The organism is Lactobacillus melliventris (genome assembly GCF_042679465.1).
Classification (GTDB): Bacteria; Bacillota; Bacilli; order Lactobacillales; family Lactobacillaceae; genus Lactobacillus; species Lactobacillus melliventris.
In genome coordinates this window covers 33,434-49,325 of the sequence record NZ_JBHTMT010000001.1, presented here as the reverse complement: position 1 = coordinate 49,325, position 15,892 = coordinate 33,434, and the positions used below count along the sequence as shown (strand labels likewise).

14 protein-coding genes are annotated in these 15,892 nt (G+C 35.2%); 2 read left to right on the top strand and 12 right to left on the bottom strand.

Annotated elements, in window-relative coordinates; translation table 11 throughout:
- Positions 1-215: 215 nt before the first annotated feature.
- From ACFQ32_RS00240 to ACFQ32_RS00220, 5 genes are read right to left on the bottom strand one after another with little or no spacing between them, the layout of a single operon-like run.
- Positions 216-1,193 (bottom strand): 3'-5' exoribonuclease YhaM family protein, encoded by a 978-nt coding sequence (locus ACFQ32_RS00240; RefSeq protein WP_046325139.1) that lies wholly within the window; start codon positions 1,191-1,193, stop codon positions 216-218.
- Positions 1,186-3,690, bottom strand: a complete 2,505-nt coding sequence (locus tag ACFQ32_RS00235) for an AAA family ATPase (protein WP_449273596.1) — start codon at positions 3,688-3,690, stop codon at positions 1,186-1,188. Before ACFQ32_RS00235 ends, ACFQ32_RS00240 begins: the two co-directional genes overlap by 8 nt.
- Complete coding sequence (locus tag ACFQ32_RS00230; protein ID WP_046325141.1) at positions 3,674-4,885, bottom strand: metallophosphoesterase family protein; 1,212 nt, start codon at positions 4,883-4,885, stop codon at positions 3,674-3,676. Before ACFQ32_RS00230 ends, ACFQ32_RS00235 begins: the two co-directional genes overlap by 17 nt.
- Positions 4,886-4,894: 9 nt before the next feature.
- Positions 4,895-5,245, bottom strand: coding sequence for a YlbF family regulator (locus ACFQ32_RS00225; RefSeq protein ID WP_046325142.1), 351 nt, complete (start codon positions 5,243-5,245; stop codon positions 4,895-4,897).
- 15 nt (positions 5,246-5,260) lie between these two features.
- Positions 5,261-7,318: a PBP1A family penicillin-binding protein gene (locus ACFQ32_RS00220; RefSeq protein ID WP_046325143.1), complete on the bottom strand. Its 2,058-nt coding sequence runs from the start codon at positions 7,316-7,318 to the stop codon at positions 5,261-5,263.
- 84 nt (positions 7,319-7,402) lie between these two features.
- Here ACFQ32_RS00220 and ACFQ32_RS00215 point away from each other — a divergent pair, with 84 nt between their 5' ends.
- Positions 7,403-8,269: an RluA family pseudouridine synthase gene (locus tag ACFQ32_RS00215; protein WP_046325144.1), complete on the top strand. Its 867-nt coding sequence runs from the start codon at positions 7,403-7,405 to the stop codon at positions 8,267-8,269.
- A 202-nt stretch (positions 8,270-8,471) separates the two neighbouring features.
- Complete coding sequence (locus tag ACFQ32_RS00210) at positions 8,472-9,842, top strand: serine hydrolase domain-containing protein (RefSeq protein ID WP_046325145.1); 1,371 nt, start codon at positions 8,472-8,474, stop codon at positions 9,840-9,842.
- 77 nt (positions 9,843-9,919) lie between these two features.
- Here the strand turns inward: ACFQ32_RS00210 and ACFQ32_RS00205 are convergent, their stop codons facing one another.
- The 7 genes from ACFQ32_RS00205 to ACFQ32_RS00175 all read right to left on the bottom strand — a co-directional run bounded on the left by ACFQ32_RS00205 (position 9,920) and on the right by ACFQ32_RS00175 (position 15,721).
- Positions 9,920-10,699, bottom strand: coding sequence for an alpha/beta hydrolase family protein (locus tag ACFQ32_RS00205; protein ID WP_046325146.1), 780 nt, complete (start codon positions 10,697-10,699; stop codon positions 9,920-9,922).
- Between the two features lie 177 nt (positions 10,700-10,876).
- The gene (locus ACFQ32_RS00200; RefSeq protein ID WP_046325147.1) at positions 10,877-11,776 is read right to left on the bottom strand and encodes a ketose-bisphosphate aldolase; all 900 of its coding nucleotides are present in this window, start codon (positions 11,774-11,776) and stop codon (positions 10,877-10,879) included.
- A gap of 94 nt (positions 11,777-11,870) precedes the next feature.
- Positions 11,871-12,980 carry a PTS fructose transporter subunit IIC gene (locus tag ACFQ32_RS00195; RefSeq protein ID WP_046325148.1) on the bottom strand — a complete coding sequence of 370 codons (1,110 nt, stop codon included), beginning with the start codon at positions 12,978-12,980 and terminating at the stop codon, positions 11,871-11,873.
- Between the two features lie 5 nt (positions 12,981-12,985).
- Positions 12,986-13,315 carry a PTS fructose transporter subunit IIB gene (locus ACFQ32_RS00190; protein ID WP_046325149.1) on the bottom strand — a complete coding sequence of 110 codons (330 nt, stop codon included), beginning with the start codon at positions 13,313-13,315 and terminating at the stop codon, positions 12,986-12,988.
- A gap of 15 nt (positions 13,316-13,330) precedes the next feature.
- Positions 13,331-13,798, bottom strand: a complete 468-nt coding sequence (locus ACFQ32_RS00185) for a PTS sugar transporter subunit IIA (RefSeq protein WP_110446304.1) — start codon at positions 13,796-13,798, stop codon at positions 13,331-13,333.
- A 14-nt stretch (positions 13,799-13,812) separates the two neighbouring features.
- A complete protein-coding gene (locus ACFQ32_RS00180) occupies positions 13,813-14,250 on the bottom strand; it encodes a PTS sugar transporter subunit IIA (RefSeq protein WP_046325151.1) in 438 nt (145 codons plus the stop codon).
- On the bottom strand, positions 14,231-15,721 hold the full coding sequence (locus ACFQ32_RS00175; protein ID WP_046325152.1) for a BglG family transcription antiterminator: 1,491 nt from the start codon (positions 15,719-15,721) through the stop codon (positions 14,231-14,233). The genes ACFQ32_RS00180 and ACFQ32_RS00175 overlap by 20 nt, the downstream gene beginning before the upstream one ends.
- Between the last annotated feature and the right edge of the window lie 171 nt (positions 15,722-15,892).

The window sequence follows — 15,892 nt, the reverse complement described above, 5'->3', positions numbered from 1 at the left end:
ATAAAAAAGCAGTTTGATCAAAATTATTTTTACATTTATCAAAATGTTGCGTGAACGAGAAATTCTGCTTAAATTAAGGCAAATGAAAAAGCAGCTAAAAGTAATGTCGTACTTTTAGCTGCTTTCTAGCTCTCCGTTTGCAAGTATAAAGCTAATATTTTATATTTTTTGCTAACCCTCAATAAAGTTATTTGCTTCTCAGATGCTCTGAGGAACTATTCTAATTTATGTGATTTAGCTAAAGATTCATCATCTTTAGGTCTATAAAATTTCCGGCCACCCTGACTCATAATATTTTCGGTAAAATTGCCCGGTCGTGTATGTTGTAAAGCATTAGTAATAGCGTAAATTGACGCATCTAAATCATCAATGCGATGTAACAATTCTGCTTCAAGAAGTGCCGGCAATTTAGGTGAGCCATACTCAAATTTACCATGATGAGACAAAACCATATGACGCAGCAAGAGCAAGTCTTCAGATTCAAGGTCAATATTTAGTTGTTGCGCCGCTAACATTATTTGCTCGTCAATTAAAACCAAGTGGCCAATCAAGTTACCTTCATTAGTATATTGAGTTGCCGCTGGACCAGTTAATTCCAATACTTTACCCATATCATGTAAAATACAGCCAGCATATAATAACGAACGATTAATTTGCGCATAATTATTTACCAGGCCTTTAGCATCCCGCAACATTGATAATGTATGGTATGCCAGACCTCCACGCACGGCATGGTGGTTACTTTTTCCAGCTGGAAACTCAAAGAACCGCTTGTCCCATTTTTTTAATAAAAACCGTACTATCCGGTTCCAGGTTGGATTCAAAATTTCAAAAACGTACTGATTGATTTCTTCTTTCATATCAGCAACTTTTTCTGGGGCTGATTTAATAAACTGCCTGAGATCATAACCTTCTTCAGGGCCAACAACCCGTAGACTATAAATTTTTATTTGTGGCTGCCCCTGATATTCTTCCCGTTTGCCGTTAAGTTCAACAATTGTTCCTGAATTAAATGTAGAGGCATCTTGGTCATTGGCATCCCAAAAATTACCGCGAATTTCACCAGATGAATCACCAAATGACATTGCTAAATAGAGCTTACCCTTTTTGGTATGTCTTAGTTGCGAGTTCTTAATTAACACGACCAGTTCTAACTCTTCGCCATCATTATAATCCAGCAAACGTTTATACATGTTCGGTTCCTTTCTTAAAAGTTAGCGGCTGTAATTGCAGTTTATCAACAAGGCTTTTTTGAGCAGTAAAGATCAATACCTGGTTGCTTTGCGCAATTGTCTGCAGCAACTTTTCAATTTCATTGATCCTTTGGTCATCAAAGTTAACAAAAGAGTCATCAATCAAAATTGGTAAATTAATTTGATCCTTTATTTGTTCAACAAAAGCCAATTTCAAAGCAAAATAAAGTTGCTCAGAGGTACCCCGAGAAAGATATTCCACCGCTAATTTTTTACCATCAAAACGAGTAACCGTTATTTTTTTACCTATTTCAATATTATTATACCGATTATTTGTTAATAGTCGCAAATATTCTTTAGCAGTAATCAGCATTTTCGGAAAACGTTCATTAGATGCAAGATCAAGTGCGCGGCTAATCCACTTGGCAGTAAATAAATTAGCCAAATACTCTGCGCTTAAATTTCTAAGTCTGGTTCTTAAGTTTGCTAATTTTTGTTTTTCCTCGAATACCGCCGTTGAACTGGCCAGATTTTCCATCTTGACTTTAGTTTCAGCCTTTTTACTTTGTAAAAGGTTAATATTTTCATTTAGTAAGGAAATTTGAGCAGCTAAATCCTGTAATTTCTTTTGTCCACTACTTTTATCATGTACATATTCTTGCAGCTGGATAAGGTCGCTTTGCAAACTAGATTTGAGAGCACTAATTTGGTTTTTAATATTATCCTGTCTCAGCTTTTGTTTTTGGATTTCTCGATATTCATCTAAGCTGCTAACTTGAGCTCTTGCCAAAATCATTTTCAATTTAACATTAACTTCTTGGAGCTCTTCATTATTTTCAGTTAAATAGTTTTTTAAACTATTTTGCTCTTCTCTGCGCTTACGATCCGTGTCTATTTTTTCAGCAAGCTGATCTAATGCAGTCAATACATCAGAAAAATTAGTACCTATTGCTTGTTTCAGTTCTTGACCTAACTGCATTGCAAAGGGCGTGAGCAAATCAGATATTTCTGTTTTACGTAACTGATTTCTCTTTAAGTTTTGGGATAAAACCTGGTACTGCCGCCATTCGTTGATCAAATTATTAAGATCTAAATTGCTAGGATCAATGCCATATTGTTTCTCAAATAAAAGCTGTTGCTCTTTAACTTTTCTGCTTTTTTCAGACTGTGCTTCATTTGATTTTTGCACTTGCTTTTGCTGGTAGTAACCAAGCACTGCAAAAGCTACCCCAACACCAACAGCCAAAAAACCAAGGGCACGAGCAATGAACATTAAAATTAGTCCTAAAATGAAAATAGTTCCACCTAGCAAAAGAAATTGCTTAGGCTTATTACTTTTATCCTGGTTAATAACTGTTTCTTTTAGCGGTAATTTGTGAAAATCTTCCTGCAACTTAATTACTTGCTCTTGAGTCAATGCAGCAATTTTGTTCAAGTTGGGATCAAGAGTAATGAGCTGCTGTTGTTCGCTTTTAATTTGCGTCTCTTTTTGTAAGCAGCTATGGTATTCCGCTTGCCACTGCAAAATTTCCGGCTTCTTTTGCAGCAGCTTTGTTTCACTAATATCCTCATCTTTAACTTGGGGATATTCAGTTAGCTTTCCCGTGATTTTTTGCTGTTTTTTACGCAAAGTTTCTGCTTGAATTGCTAAATTTTGTGCAGATTGATATTGCTCCGAGTCAAAATGAATTGCTTTGGTCTGACATTGTAAATCCTGCAATTTTTCGTAACTGGGTACAAGCTTTTCAACTTTTTCCAAGTTGTCATATTTTCTTTGCAGATCTAGTCTTTTTGCTTCTTCACGGTGTTGCAGCTCTTCTTGTTTTTTTAAGTCACTATTCAGTTCTTTATACACAGAAAATTCATTTTCAGAATCACTGACTTTACTTTGCTGCTCTTGAATCTGCAGTAAAAGTTGGTTAACCGGAAGTTTTCTGCCCCTCTTTTTAAATAAACTATCAGCATTTTTGGCAAAATTATCGCGCACAGTTATCAATTTGTCACTGTCGGCTGCGCCCAAGTAATATATACGTTCTAATAAGTCATTTTGCTTGATCTGGTCAACTTTTGTCAACATATCCTGGTTAAAGATAAAACTGTCGGCATAAAAGTCACCGTCAATATTCTTTATTTGGTCAAAAAAAACATTTTCGGGCACTACTTGATTGTCACATTTAACTGTTAGTGTGCCCAATTTAGAACCTTTGCCGTGGGCGTATAGGCGTTCCAGTTCATAGCGCTGTCCTTTTTCATTTTCAAAAAGCAAATACCCTCCCATTGGGCTAACTTGGGCCAAAGGAGTGTAGTTTTCAAAAAAAGGGGAATTGTGTGAAGCAAGATGAAAGCCAAACAAAATTTGTTTAATAAAAGCAACGATTGTGCTTTTCCCTGCTTCATTTGTACCATAAAAGACGTTAACGTCGGTATTAAGTAAATCAAAAGTGAAATTTGAAAATTGACCAAAATTAATTATCTTAAGTTTAATTAATTTCATCATTGACTCCTTTCAATTTACTGTTCAGCTTGACTTCTGCCAGTTGTTTAACTTCCTGAATAAAACTTGGGTCCTGGGCCAAATTATTGGTAAACTCAGTTTTTAAGGACCAGTCTTTACTAATTTGGGCAAATTGATCCGGAGTAAAAATCTCTTCTTCAGCCTGTGTAAAATATTTTTGATCATTAACAGCAACAGCTAATTTGCTTCCATTAAGGAAACGCACATCTACCAGTTGAGAACCATGAGCAAGTTTTTCTGAAATCATTTGCCAAAAATCACTGTCTTGAATTAATTCGGCTTCTTTTTCATTTAAAAAATCTGCACCGATTATTTGTAGGCAAAAATAGCTAGTGGTAGTCGCTGGCAAACAATTAATTATCATCTTTTCCAGCTCGGTTTTTGCTATTGGCTTAGTTAATTCAAGCTGCCTTTTATCCCAAGTAATAAGATTAGTCTGAACAAAATGAATTTTGGTTTTCTTTGTTTGTTCATCAATAGTGCCTAAATAACAGCCTTTGGGACCAGTTTCGTTAATGTGACGGCCCTGAATATTACCAGGATAAACTATTAGTGGCGTTTCTGACAATATTTGCCTTAAATGGATATGACCCAGAGCAAAATAGTCATAATTAAGATTTTGTAATTCACTTAAGGTAAATGGAGCATATACATTTTGAGAGCTCAAACCCGCCCTTTCCTGAGCATGCATAATACCAAAAGTGTAATGGTTATGTTTAGGAGGAAATTGGGCAGCAAGATCATCTGTAATGTGATTAGCCAAATATGAAAAACCAGTCACATCATAGTCAAAACCACTTCTGGTAGTGTAAGAGGCAGTTTCAACTTTTTCGTCCTCACCTAATAATTTAAAATACGGGCTTTCAGGCACCAATAGGTCTTCTTTTGCCATATGATCATGATTACCTAAAACCATAACTACTTGTATTTCAGCTGTGATTAGCCGCTCAATTTCGCGCGCAAAAAAAATCTGGGCGCTGGGATTAGGCTTAAAACTGTCAAAAGTGTCGCCTGCAATTAAGACTAGATCAACATTTTCCCTAATAGCTAAATCGACAATGTTAGTTAAAGATTGCATTGGAGCTTTTTGAATTTGATTAAAGCTCTTAGATGGTAAAAAAGATAGCCCCAAAAATGGACTATCTAAATGTGCGTCAGCAAAATGGATAAATTTCATCGTTATATTTTAATTTCTAAGGCCGTCATAAAGGTCATTAATGGGTTTGGTAATTGCCTTTTGAACATCTTCAATTGTTTTAGAGACAGCCTGCTCAGCTTGCAAAAGTTGCAATATTTGATCATTCTTTTGCACTTTTTCATTCAACTTTTTATAATCTTCCTCTAAATCCTTAGGAAAGTCTCTTCCTTCAGTTTGAGAATTAATGATTTTAGTTTGCATCTCATCCATTTGCTTGAATAAAGCTGCACTTTCCTCATTATTTTTCACGGCATTGACAGCATTTTCTAAAGCCTTAAATTCATCAAGCTTTTGGAAATCTGTCGCCACCTGATTTGCTGAATCGTAAATATTTATCATATTTTTTCCTCCTAATTAGTGACCTAAAAGTCCTTTTATGTCATTATACCATTCATTAATCTTTTCACTGGCAGATCCGAGCCCTTTTTCAATTTTTTTACCAAAACCTTGCGTCCAATCAGTACCAGCACCGTTATTTTGAATAATTTGCCTTGGCGCTTGTTCTCTAAATTGATTTTGTGCTGTATACGGCAAAATACCTTCCATTTCAGCTTTATAAAGCCTTGTGATACCAGTTTCGGATACACCGTGCATGAAATGCTGCTGATTAGTGCGATCAAAGCCGACCCAAGTTGCTACAACAACATCTGGAGTATAACCAACGATCCATTGGTCCTTAGTGCCAAAACCGTATGAATTAGGAACTTCGGTAGAACCGGTTTTGCCAGCAACTCGATATCCGGCAGGTTGAGCTGAAGTTCCTGTACCGCCTGCAAATACGCCTAACAGCATTGTAGTCATCTCTTTAGCAGTATTTTCAGAGATAATTCGATGAGTACCCGTATCGTGATTTTCCGCAATCACATTGCCACTTGCATCAGTAATTTTGGTAATAAAGTAAGAATTATTCGGTAAGTTACCTTTATTAGCAAAAGCCGAATAGGCACGAGCCATTTGAATAGGTGAAACACCAGTCGATAATCCGCCTAAAGCCAAAGCTAAATTTTGATCCTCTTTTGCTACCTTCAAGCCGAAATTATTAGCAGACTGGACACCTTTAGCTACTCCAATGCGGTCTAATAGCCAAACAGCAGGCACGTTTTTACTTTGCGCCAAAGCCACATACATAGGAATTTTATCCGAATAACCGTTGTCAACATTGTGGGGCTGATAGCCATTCTTCCCGAAACGCTGCAGTTTGTTAGAAAGCTGGGAATCATAATGATATCCTTGCTGCAAGGCAGGCGCATAAGAAACAATAGGTTTAATAGAAGAACCAGGTTGCCTCTTCATTTGTGTCGCGCGATTATAACCGCGAAAGACATGCTTGCCCCGTCCTCCTACTACAGCGCGTACTGCACCAGTAGTAGGATCCATCACTACCGTAGCACCCTGAGTTTTAGTTCCATCAGCGGCATTTTGAGGGAATAAGTAATCCTGGTTAAACCTTTCTTGCAGCTGACTCTGATAATTTTGATTAAGAGTAGTGTATATTTTCAGACCCTTATTCATGACATCTTCTTCTTTTAAGCCATAGCGATTAATTGCTTCATCCACGACAGCGTCAAAGAAGTAAGGATAACGATAACCATCTTTATTATGATATGTATCACGTAAAGTTAAACCAATTTTTTGTTCGCTTTCTGCCTGTGATTTTGACAATTTTTTATTATCAACCATCAAATTCAAAATTAAATTGCGTCGCGATAAAGCATAAGACATGTGATCAATGGGATTATACTTGCTAGGATTACGCAAAATACCTGCTAACGTGGCACCTTCACCAACTGTCAGCTGACTGGCATTCTTGCCAAAATATTTTTGGCTGGCATCTTCTACGCCCCAGACGCCATTACCAAAATAGGAATTGTTAAGATACATCGTTAGTATATCTTTTTTGGAATAAACATGATTAAGTTCGATAGCAAAGAAAAGTTCCTCAACTTTACGCGAAAATGTTTGTTTTTGAGTTAATAAGGCATTTTTAGCTAATTGCTGGGTGATAGTTGAACCTCCTCCGGCAATTTGCCCGTGATTAAGCACTATACCTAGAGCGGCACGCCCCATTCCCTTAATACTAAAGCCGGGATTTTTCCAAAAAGTCCTGTCCTCGGTCGAAATTACAGCATTTTTCACGTTAGGTGAAATTTTGTTGTATTCAACATAAGTTCCCTTTTGTGAGTATAATGAGCCTGCTCGTTGGTTTTTTTGGTCATAAATTCCCGTCGTAACAGGTAATGACGCTTTTAAATTTGATATATTGGATGTTTTAACTTTAACGGTATAATAAGTACAAACCAAGAGAATGACGGTAAGCAAAATCAAAATGATCCAGCGACCGATAAAAAAACGATGATCAAAACGGTACCATAAGCCACGTTTCTCGTTTTTCTTTGGTTCATTGTTTTCCATTTTATCTGCTCCTTTAGAAACAATTAAAATTGTATCATATTAGAGGATATTACTTTTATTTTCAAAAAGATTTAACAAATATTTATGAGCTATTATTTTACATTTAATTTTCCCCAAAATCTCAAACCATGCTCAGTAAACGACTTATTGCGTCTTTTGCTGATCCCACGCAAATGGCGTCATTACTTACGAACTGAACACCAGATTTTGATTAACGGCACTTATCATTATTTTAATCAAATGGTCTTTCCAGACGATAAAATTGAGCTGTGGCTAAAACACATTGAGAGTGGTCAAAATACTTACCCAGCAAGCGGACAAATGCCAGAAGTGATTTACGAAGATCAAAATCTGTTAATTATTAATAAACCCGCAGGACAAAAAACACATCCTAACTTAAATGAAACCAACACTGCCTTGAATGATTGTGCTACTTACTTAGGGTACTCTCCTTTTATTGTACATCGTTTGGATATGCTAACCAGTGGTTTACTTTTGGTTGCTAAAAATCCGGCAGTTGTTCCTATTTTAAATCGTGAATTAAGCAGTAAAATTTTTCACCGTGAATACTTGGCAGTAGTCAACATGAATAAGCCAATAGCAGATACTGGCATAATTAACCTGCCCCTTGGACGAGATCCACTTGATAAGCGCAAGCGCAAAATTGTTGCTGACGGACTTAAAGCAATCACACATTACCAAATTCTAAAGTGCTTTAGCAATAATACTGCTTTAATTAAGCTCGACTTAGAAACAGGAAGAACACACCAAATCCGTGTTCATTTAGCGGCAATAGGTTGTCCAATTGTGGGTGATCCTTTGTATAATCCCACTTTTATAAGCAAAGAATATTTACATTTAACCGCTTATCAAATTTCTTTGCTGCTGCCATTTTCATTTGAAGAATTAAAGGTCAATCTGCCTAAAACTAAAATACCTTTGCTCAAGTAAAAAATCCCTCAAGAGCTTTTACTTAGGTATTAAGTAGTAAAAAATCCTGTTGCTTTTTCCCATAATAAAACAATGGTCATCTAATTAATATCACATTTAGCACAATTATTATCTTAATTACGCGACTTCATTAGTGTAAATTACCAGATGCTCTTGTATAATTCTATTATTGAAAATTTATATAAAGAAATTGAGAGTGAACATGAATAATCAAAAAATTGCTGATTTAGCAAAAAATGTTATTGACACGTTTAATTTACCTAGTTTAGGTGTAGGCGTTTATCATAAAGGTGAAAGTTACAGTCACGTCTTTGGTGATGCAGAGCAAAATAGTTTGTATCCTTTAGCATCAATTTCAAAAACCTTTTTTGCCACTGCAGTTTGCCAATTAGCTGATTCAGGTAAAATTACTTTGGATGACCCGTTAAAAAAATATTGGCCTGATTTCAAACTAAGAGATAAATATGCCGCAGACCATTTAACTTGGAGGGATGCTCTAAGTCACCAAAGTGGATTGCCAGCTCATGACTTAATGCGTTTTACTAATATGAACAAGCATGATCTTACTTTAAAAGAAAAGGCAGAACGTGTTGGTTTTTTAGAGCCCAATCATGAACTGCGTTACAAAATGCAGTATAGTAACCTGGTTTTTGCTGTTGCTACATATGCTTTTGAACAAGCTATTAATCAAGATTATGGTATTTATGAGCACGAGCATTTACTGAAGCCTTTGCATTTGAATAATACCTATGTTAATCATCACGAGGCACCACGTGAAAGAATAGTCAAGCCGTATATTAGAGATAATGACATTACCGAAGAAGTGCCATTTATTGCGCCTGGAAAAGTTGGTGGTGCGAGCAGCATGCTTTCAACTATATCTGATTTGCTAACTTGGGCCAAATACCAATTAAAATTGCAAAAAGAAAGCAAAAATAACGCAATGGCTGAGCATTTTCTACCTCAATCTATTATGTCTCCTAGCCGTGCGTATGGCGGCGCAAATTTTGGCGCTTATGGTCTGGGCATGATGATGGAAGATTACCGGGGACATAAATATTTCTACCATAGCGGTTCATATATTGGCTATTGTTCTTTCATGGGCTTTGTTCCTGACCTTGACTTAGCTTTTGTCTCAACAACAAATATGGATTCAACTGATGCCATTTTTGCTTTAGCTTATCAAACTATTGATAATGTTCTGGATATTCACGAAACAGACTGGACCAGTAAAATTAAAAAGATAGTTGATAAAAAAGTAGCAACTCGTGAGAAAAGAATTAAAGAACAAATAGGGGAAATCCCACAAAGTGTTGAAGCAGAAGATAATCTTTTAGGTGATTATGAAAACCCAGGCTATGGTTTAATTACACTAAAAGAAAAAAATGGTGATTTATTGGTTACCATCGGTAAATGGGACTACCCGGTATTTGTAAATGAAGAAGGCAAAATGTTTGTAGAAGAAAGGCTGTACCAGCACGAACTTTTGCCAATTGAACTTCAGGAAAAACAAGTTTTATTATGGACTGACCGCGCACTTAACAAACCAACGGTATTTAAAAAGATAAACTAAAAAGCCTAACTTTTTCAAAATTAAAGCTAGGCTCAGAATATTTTCTAGGCAACCAGCTTGATTAAAAGCTGGTTTTTTTATTTAATATCTGAACTAATCCATGGCACAACTTTACCTATTAGCTCATTAAGCTTGGTAAAATCGCCAGTTTCAACATTATAAGTATGATTTGCATTTTCTACAGTAAAAGAATCTACATTAGTCATATGACAATTTTTAATAAAGTTTAAGCTAATATTGGGGTCTAAAGTTGGATCACTGGTGCATACTTCAACTAAAATCGGATTTTTAAAGTTTTTAATGTTATCATTCAAAGTTGTTTTCAATTCGTCAAAGAATCTGCGGTATACGAGTTCAACACCACCGCTACTAGTATGAACAATGCAGTAACCCAAATTATCCATTTCAAATTTATCATATGCCATTTCCAATGGTTCTGAAGTATTAATCGCACCATTTAAAGAAACTATAATTTTAGCTGGTAAATCTGAGCAGGTAAATACTAAACGGCCACCGAGACTATGACCCAACAAGCCAACATTATTTTCTGCAACATACGGTAAATTTTGTAAATAGCTAAAACTGGCCTTGACTTCTTCTGTCATTACTTTCATACCATAATTTTCTCTAGAATATAGGTTCTCACCCATACTGCATAAATCTATTCTAGCTGCTACTATTCCTGCCTCAACTATTTTTTTACTGATTCTTGCCAGCATATGATTATCATTGTTTCTAGAGGACATGAAGCCATGAACCAACAACATAGCCGGAAATTTATCTCCACTATCTGGAATATCAATCTGTATCGGCACTTCATGATCAATGCACTTTAAAAACCGTAATTCTTCACGCACGTCAATTATCTCCTTGTGTAAGTCTCGATGATTTTATGATTTAGATATATTATACTGTTGTTTTTAATCAAGTGTTATCTAATTAAGATATGAATATTTGACTGCGTCTAAAAAGGACTACGATTTTGGAAACAATATTTCAACACTGTAGTCCTTTTATTAATAATTGCGGTTTAATTAAATCTTATCTGCTCTCCAAGGATCAATGCCTTCATATAATTTGGCTTTGCCGATAGAATTAAATACTTCATTTTTATGGTGTATTACTTTTTTGCCTGCTTCGATTGCTTCCGGGAAAAGATTATTTGGATCCCAGCCATCATTTTTAGCTAGTATTTCACGTGCTTTTTGGAAAAATGCATTTTTATAATCAGAGGCCAAATTTACTTTACTGATACCATTTCTCACAGCCTCAGAAATTTGTTCATCCGGATTCGAAGATCCGCCATGTAAAACTAAAGGTGTATCAGGAACAGCTTGAACGATTTTTTTTAATATATCAATTCTAATTTTAGGAGTAACATCAGGAGGATAAATTCCGTGACTAGTGCCTATACCAACTGCTAAAGTATCAACACCCGTTTCTTCAACAAATTTTTGTGCTTCTTCAGGCGTGGTATAAATGCCTTCTTTTTTATGACCTTCGATGTGTATACCTGTTTTACCAATAGTTCCTACTTCACCTTCAACAGAAACACCAACTCTATGAGCCATTGTTACTGTTTCTCTTGTTAATGCGACATTTGTTTCCCAGTCTTCAGCTGACATATCAATCATTACTGAACTAAAGCCATCATGTATTGCTCGGGCTGCGCTATCTACAGAATCACCATGATCAAGGTGAAGGGCTACGGGAATTTTACTGTCACGAATACGCGTTAAAACATAAGTAACAAAATCATCCTTACAATATCTTAATTCTGTGGGGTGAATCATTATTATTGCTGGAGCGTAATCTTTTTCACATTGTTCAATTACCGTTCTTACTAATTCAAGATTGGAAACATTATAAGCTCCAACTGCAAAATTATTTTTCCTAGTTACACGTAACAACTGATTCATATTTACTAATGTCATCTTTTTCTCCTTATTTTAAAAACTACCTTTTAATTAGATTTAAAATTTTCACAAACAAGTAATAGACATCACTTCCCTTACAAATGAAAATTTTTTACTGCAGATTTATGCTTGATAAATCAACATTTTTCTCTTCATCATCTTGAGTTTCATTAACTTGCTCTTGATTTAACGGCTTTTTTATAACTGCTAGTAAAATTCCTGTTACTAATGAACCAACTAATAAAGCAATTACTGCTATACCTGGCTTAGACATTGCGGGAATAACAAAAACTCCACCAGAAGGTACTGGGCTTTCATTTCCGAAAGCATAACTGATCATTCCTGTAATTCCGCAACCAATCCAGGTACATGGTAAAGTACGTAACAAATCATTCATTGCAATAGGAATAACACCTTCTGTAATCATGCAACATCCCATTGGGAAAGCCACTTCAATGTTCTCAACTTCTTTTTTAGTATAGATATTCTTATGAAATAATTTAGCTAAAAAATAAGACATTGTAACTCCGAAAGGAGGTACCATTGAAGCTAAAACTTTGATTCCTTCAGGTCCTTTGATTCCGTCAAGCAGTAAACCATCACAAATCAAATTTGGAATCTTACTTATTGCTCCTCCATAATCCAAGCAGCCAATCCAGCCAATTAAAAAGCCATACAATGCTCTTTGAGACCGATATAAATTGGTAATAAAGTGATTAAGAGCTGTTGTTGCTGCAGTCAATGGCTGACCCAGCAAGAAGAACATTATCAATGCGGTAAATATTGCAGTAACAGTAGGAACTATCAGCATCGGCATAAGTCCATTAGCCCACCGGGGAACTTTGATTTTTCTAATACCTAAAGCAATATAACCTGCAATAAATCCACCAATTATGCCTCCCAGAAATCCAGCTCCCAAAAACGAAGCTATTTGTCCTGCTAAGAATCCAGGAGCAATCCCTGGTCTATCAGCAATTGAATAACCGATATAACCTGCAATAAATGACGGCAAAAGGCCCATTCCCAAAACACCAAGTGTAGTCATGCTATTAGGAAAGTTCATTTGAGCCAAACTGGTAACTTGCTTACCGCCCATCAGGTTTCCTATTGCTATCAATAGACCTGAAGCTACAACAAGTGGAAGCATATAAGAAATAGACGTTAGCAGGTGCTTTTTGACAGCAGAACCAGCTTTTTTAGCACCTGTGACAAATGTATTCATTTAAATCACTCCTTTTTACTTTTTCTTTCTTTTATTTCTTCTTCTATTTTTTCTAAAAGCTTTTTAGGAGCTTTAACCACTAGTGAAGTACCAACTTTTACGGTTGGAATATTTTTAAAACGTTCATTACCGGTAGTAGCTATATCAACTGCCAGCAAAGCAACATCAGCTTCAGCAATTTGCTCTGGTGTCAAGGCATTTTCTGTACCTATCGTCCCCTGAGTCTCAATGTGAATCTCATCTCCTAGTTCTTTTGCTGCTTTTTCCAACTTAGCTTTTGCTAAATAAGTATGTGCAATACCAGAAGTACAAGCACAAACGCAAACAATTTTCATAATTAATCATCTCCTCTAATTTGCACACAAAAGATTAATAACACTATCTTTATTTGTGGCAGCATGTAGTTTCTTAATAAAGTTATCGTCAGATAACAAAATTGCTACTTTTTGTAAAAGCTTTAAATGTAATGTATCTGCATCCTGATCCCTAACAGCAAATAAAATTACAGCAGTAACGGGCTGGTCATCTAAAGTTTCCCAAGGTATTGGATGGTCGCTTAGACCAATCGTTATCATAGTATTTTTGACAGCTTTTGATTTACCGTGAGGGATGGCTACTCCTTGTCCTATACCGGTTTCACCTTCTTCTTCTCGATTAAAAACATCATCTACGAATTCCTGAATGTTAGTAATATCGTCATCCTTTTGCAAAAGATGACTGAGCTCCTTAATTACATCTTCTTTAGTTTTTCCATTTAAATGAAGGTCAATTAAGTTTGGATTAATGACTTTCGCAATATCGATTTCTTTTTCAGTCAAATTTTTATGACCTCCTATCTTTTTAAAATTTGAGCAATTTCTGCTGCATTTTCAGCTGCATTGATTTCCGCAATTACAGTATCATCTGCAAGTTTATTCATGATGGCAATTATCTCTCTGAAACCACTGCTCGACTTTTTTACTACTTGGGGAACTATTAAGCAGATAAGCTTATTAACCTTAGAGTTATCAAGACAATTCCAATCAGATATCAATGTATTTGATTTACAAATCAGTAACCAAGGAGAAAAATTGCGGTCTAAGATTATGTGAGGAATGGCAACTCCCTTCACTAAAGCAGTATTAGCGATTTTTTCTCTAGTCGATAGACTTTGCAGAACTGTTTCGTTTCTCACATTCATTTTGCGAGCAACAATATCTGCTATAATTAGGAAAGCTGTTCTTTGATCGGTCAAACTTCTATCACAAGTTTTAAGCAAAATTTCGTTCATTAATGATTTTCCTCACTACGTTTTTAACTTTTAACTCATCTTTTTTTGTAAAAAAAGCGCTAACTAATTCGACAGGAATGTTTCCGTGAAGATTAATGGGAACAGTGCTAATTAACAACTCAATTTCAGGCTTATTTCTGATAATAGTTTCAATATCATAATTTGAGGCAAGACCTACAATTTCAATTTCAGGAATGGTATTTTTGATCTTGGTAGAAATTATTCCCGAAGTTCCAATTCCCGTTGTACATATCACGTAAGCTTTAATTTTCGTGTTCGATTTATTATTTTCTTCGTAATATTTAGCAAAATATAAGCAGATAAAGCCTGTTTCATCATCTGAAATTACCGGTAAGTTAAATTTTTGACTGACCAATTTTGCTGCATTCTTAGTGGCAATAAAAACCTGGGGATATTCCAGTTTAATATCTTTTAATAAAGCATTGGGTAAAGCTATCTTCATTTTTAGCCTGCTTATCATTGCTAAAACATGATTCTTAATTTCATTTTTAATAGATGGTGAAAAATCACAGTGTAAATAAGTAGATACCTTGCAAATAAAAAAGTCGGTGACTTCGTCGGCCAAATCGCGATCATCAAGAACAATTCCGTCAAATGAATTGAAGCGCGAAGTTAGTAAGTACTTAAATAGGTAATAGACTTCTGGATCCAATTCTTTGCCGTTAAAGCCCAAGTATTTCTTAATATTAGCTACAATGCTCTTGCAAATACTAAAAATTTCAGGATTCATTTTAATTTCTGCCTGTAACCCAGTATCTAAAGAAATTGATTTATCCATAGATTTATATTTTTTGGCTCTTATTAACAAAACATAAATATGAGCAAAAAAATTTATATTATATGGATACGGTAAAGAACCATTTAATACTCGCAAGGCCATTTCAACTTGACTTAAAGCAAAATTAAAGTCTTTTTGATCTAATTGAGAAGTATTTTTTCGTAATGTCTCAATATCTGTAGACTTGTCAATATGAAGAACTACTTCCATCAAAGCACTTCTGATATCTTTTTCGGTACCAATAATTTGAACCGACCTTTGTTTGCTTTTTAGTTTTAAGTTCCATTTACATATTTTTTTACTTATTTGTCTTTCATCATTCCTCAGTACTGGTTCGCTGATATACAAACTGTTTACTAAATCATAAATTTTAACCTCACTGGGAGAAGCAAAAAGCAATTTTGCCAGCATGTTTTCTTGTCTAAGTTGTGTGGATGAATCATTGTGAACATCATTATTTGCTACGTTCAAGTAGTTGGAATAATTAAGTTCATAGCCTCGCCCCCTTTGGGAAATAATTATTGGTTTAGAATATTTTTTATTAATACTATTAATATGGCGGGATATTGTTTTTTTTGAAACTTTCAAGCCATTTGATAGTTCTTCAGAAGTAATGAACTTGTTGTGAAGCTTAAGATAATCAATAATTTCTTGACTAATTTCTTTACGCACTTATCATCCCTCCTGATATTTTTATTTTGCTACTTATGTAAACGCTTAATTAATCAAAAATTGTCCGTTGAAAAAGGAATCAACGGACATTTACATTAATTATAAATATTTAAGCATGTTATAATTTCTTCTATTCCTTCACTCTGTATGACTAAATTCAATATTTTTGAA

Bases quoted from the DNA above. Each gene is read 5' to 3' on its own strand.
- ACFQ32_RS00215 (WP_046325144.1), top strand. From the start codon at position 7,403: ATGAGCTATTATTTTACATTTAATTTTCCCCAAAATCTCAAACCATGC.
- ACFQ32_RS00240 (WP_046325139.1), bottom strand. From the start codon at position 1,193: ATGTATAAACGTTTGCTGGATTATAATGATGGCGAAGAGTTAGAACTG.
- ACFQ32_RS00190 (WP_046325149.1), bottom strand. From the start codon at position 13,315: ATGAAAATTGTTTGCGTTTGTGCTTGTACTTCTGGTATTGCACATACT.
- ACFQ32_RS00180 (WP_046325151.1), bottom strand. From the start codon at position 14,250: ATGAACGAAATTTTGCTTAAAACTTGTGATAGAAGTTTGACCGATCAA.
- ACFQ32_RS00230 (WP_046325141.1), bottom strand. From the start codon at position 4,885: ATGAAATTTATCCATTTTGCTGACGCACATTTAGATAGTCCATTTTTG.
- ACFQ32_RS00195 (WP_046325148.1), bottom strand. From the start codon at position 12,980: ATGAATACATTTGTCACAGGTGCTAAAAAAGCTGGTTCTGCTGTCAAA.
- ACFQ32_RS00200 (WP_046325147.1), bottom strand. From the start codon at position 11,776: ATGACATTAGTAAATATGAATCAGTTGTTACGTGTAACTAGGAAAAAT.
- ACFQ32_RS00235 (WP_449273596.1), bottom strand. From the start codon at position 3,690: ATGATGAAATTAATTAAACTTAAGATAATTAATTTTGGTCAATTTTCA.
- ACFQ32_RS00220 (WP_046325143.1), bottom strand. From the start codon at position 7,318: ATGGAAAACAATGAACCAAAGAAAAACGAGAAACGTGGCTTATGGTAC.
- ACFQ32_RS00210 (WP_046325145.1), top strand. From the start codon at position 8,472: ATGAATAATCAAAAAATTGCTGATTTAGCAAAAAATGTTATTGACACG.
- ACFQ32_RS00225 (WP_046325142.1), bottom strand. From the start codon at position 5,245: ATGATAAATATTTACGATTCAGCAAATCAGGTGGCGACAGATTTCCAA.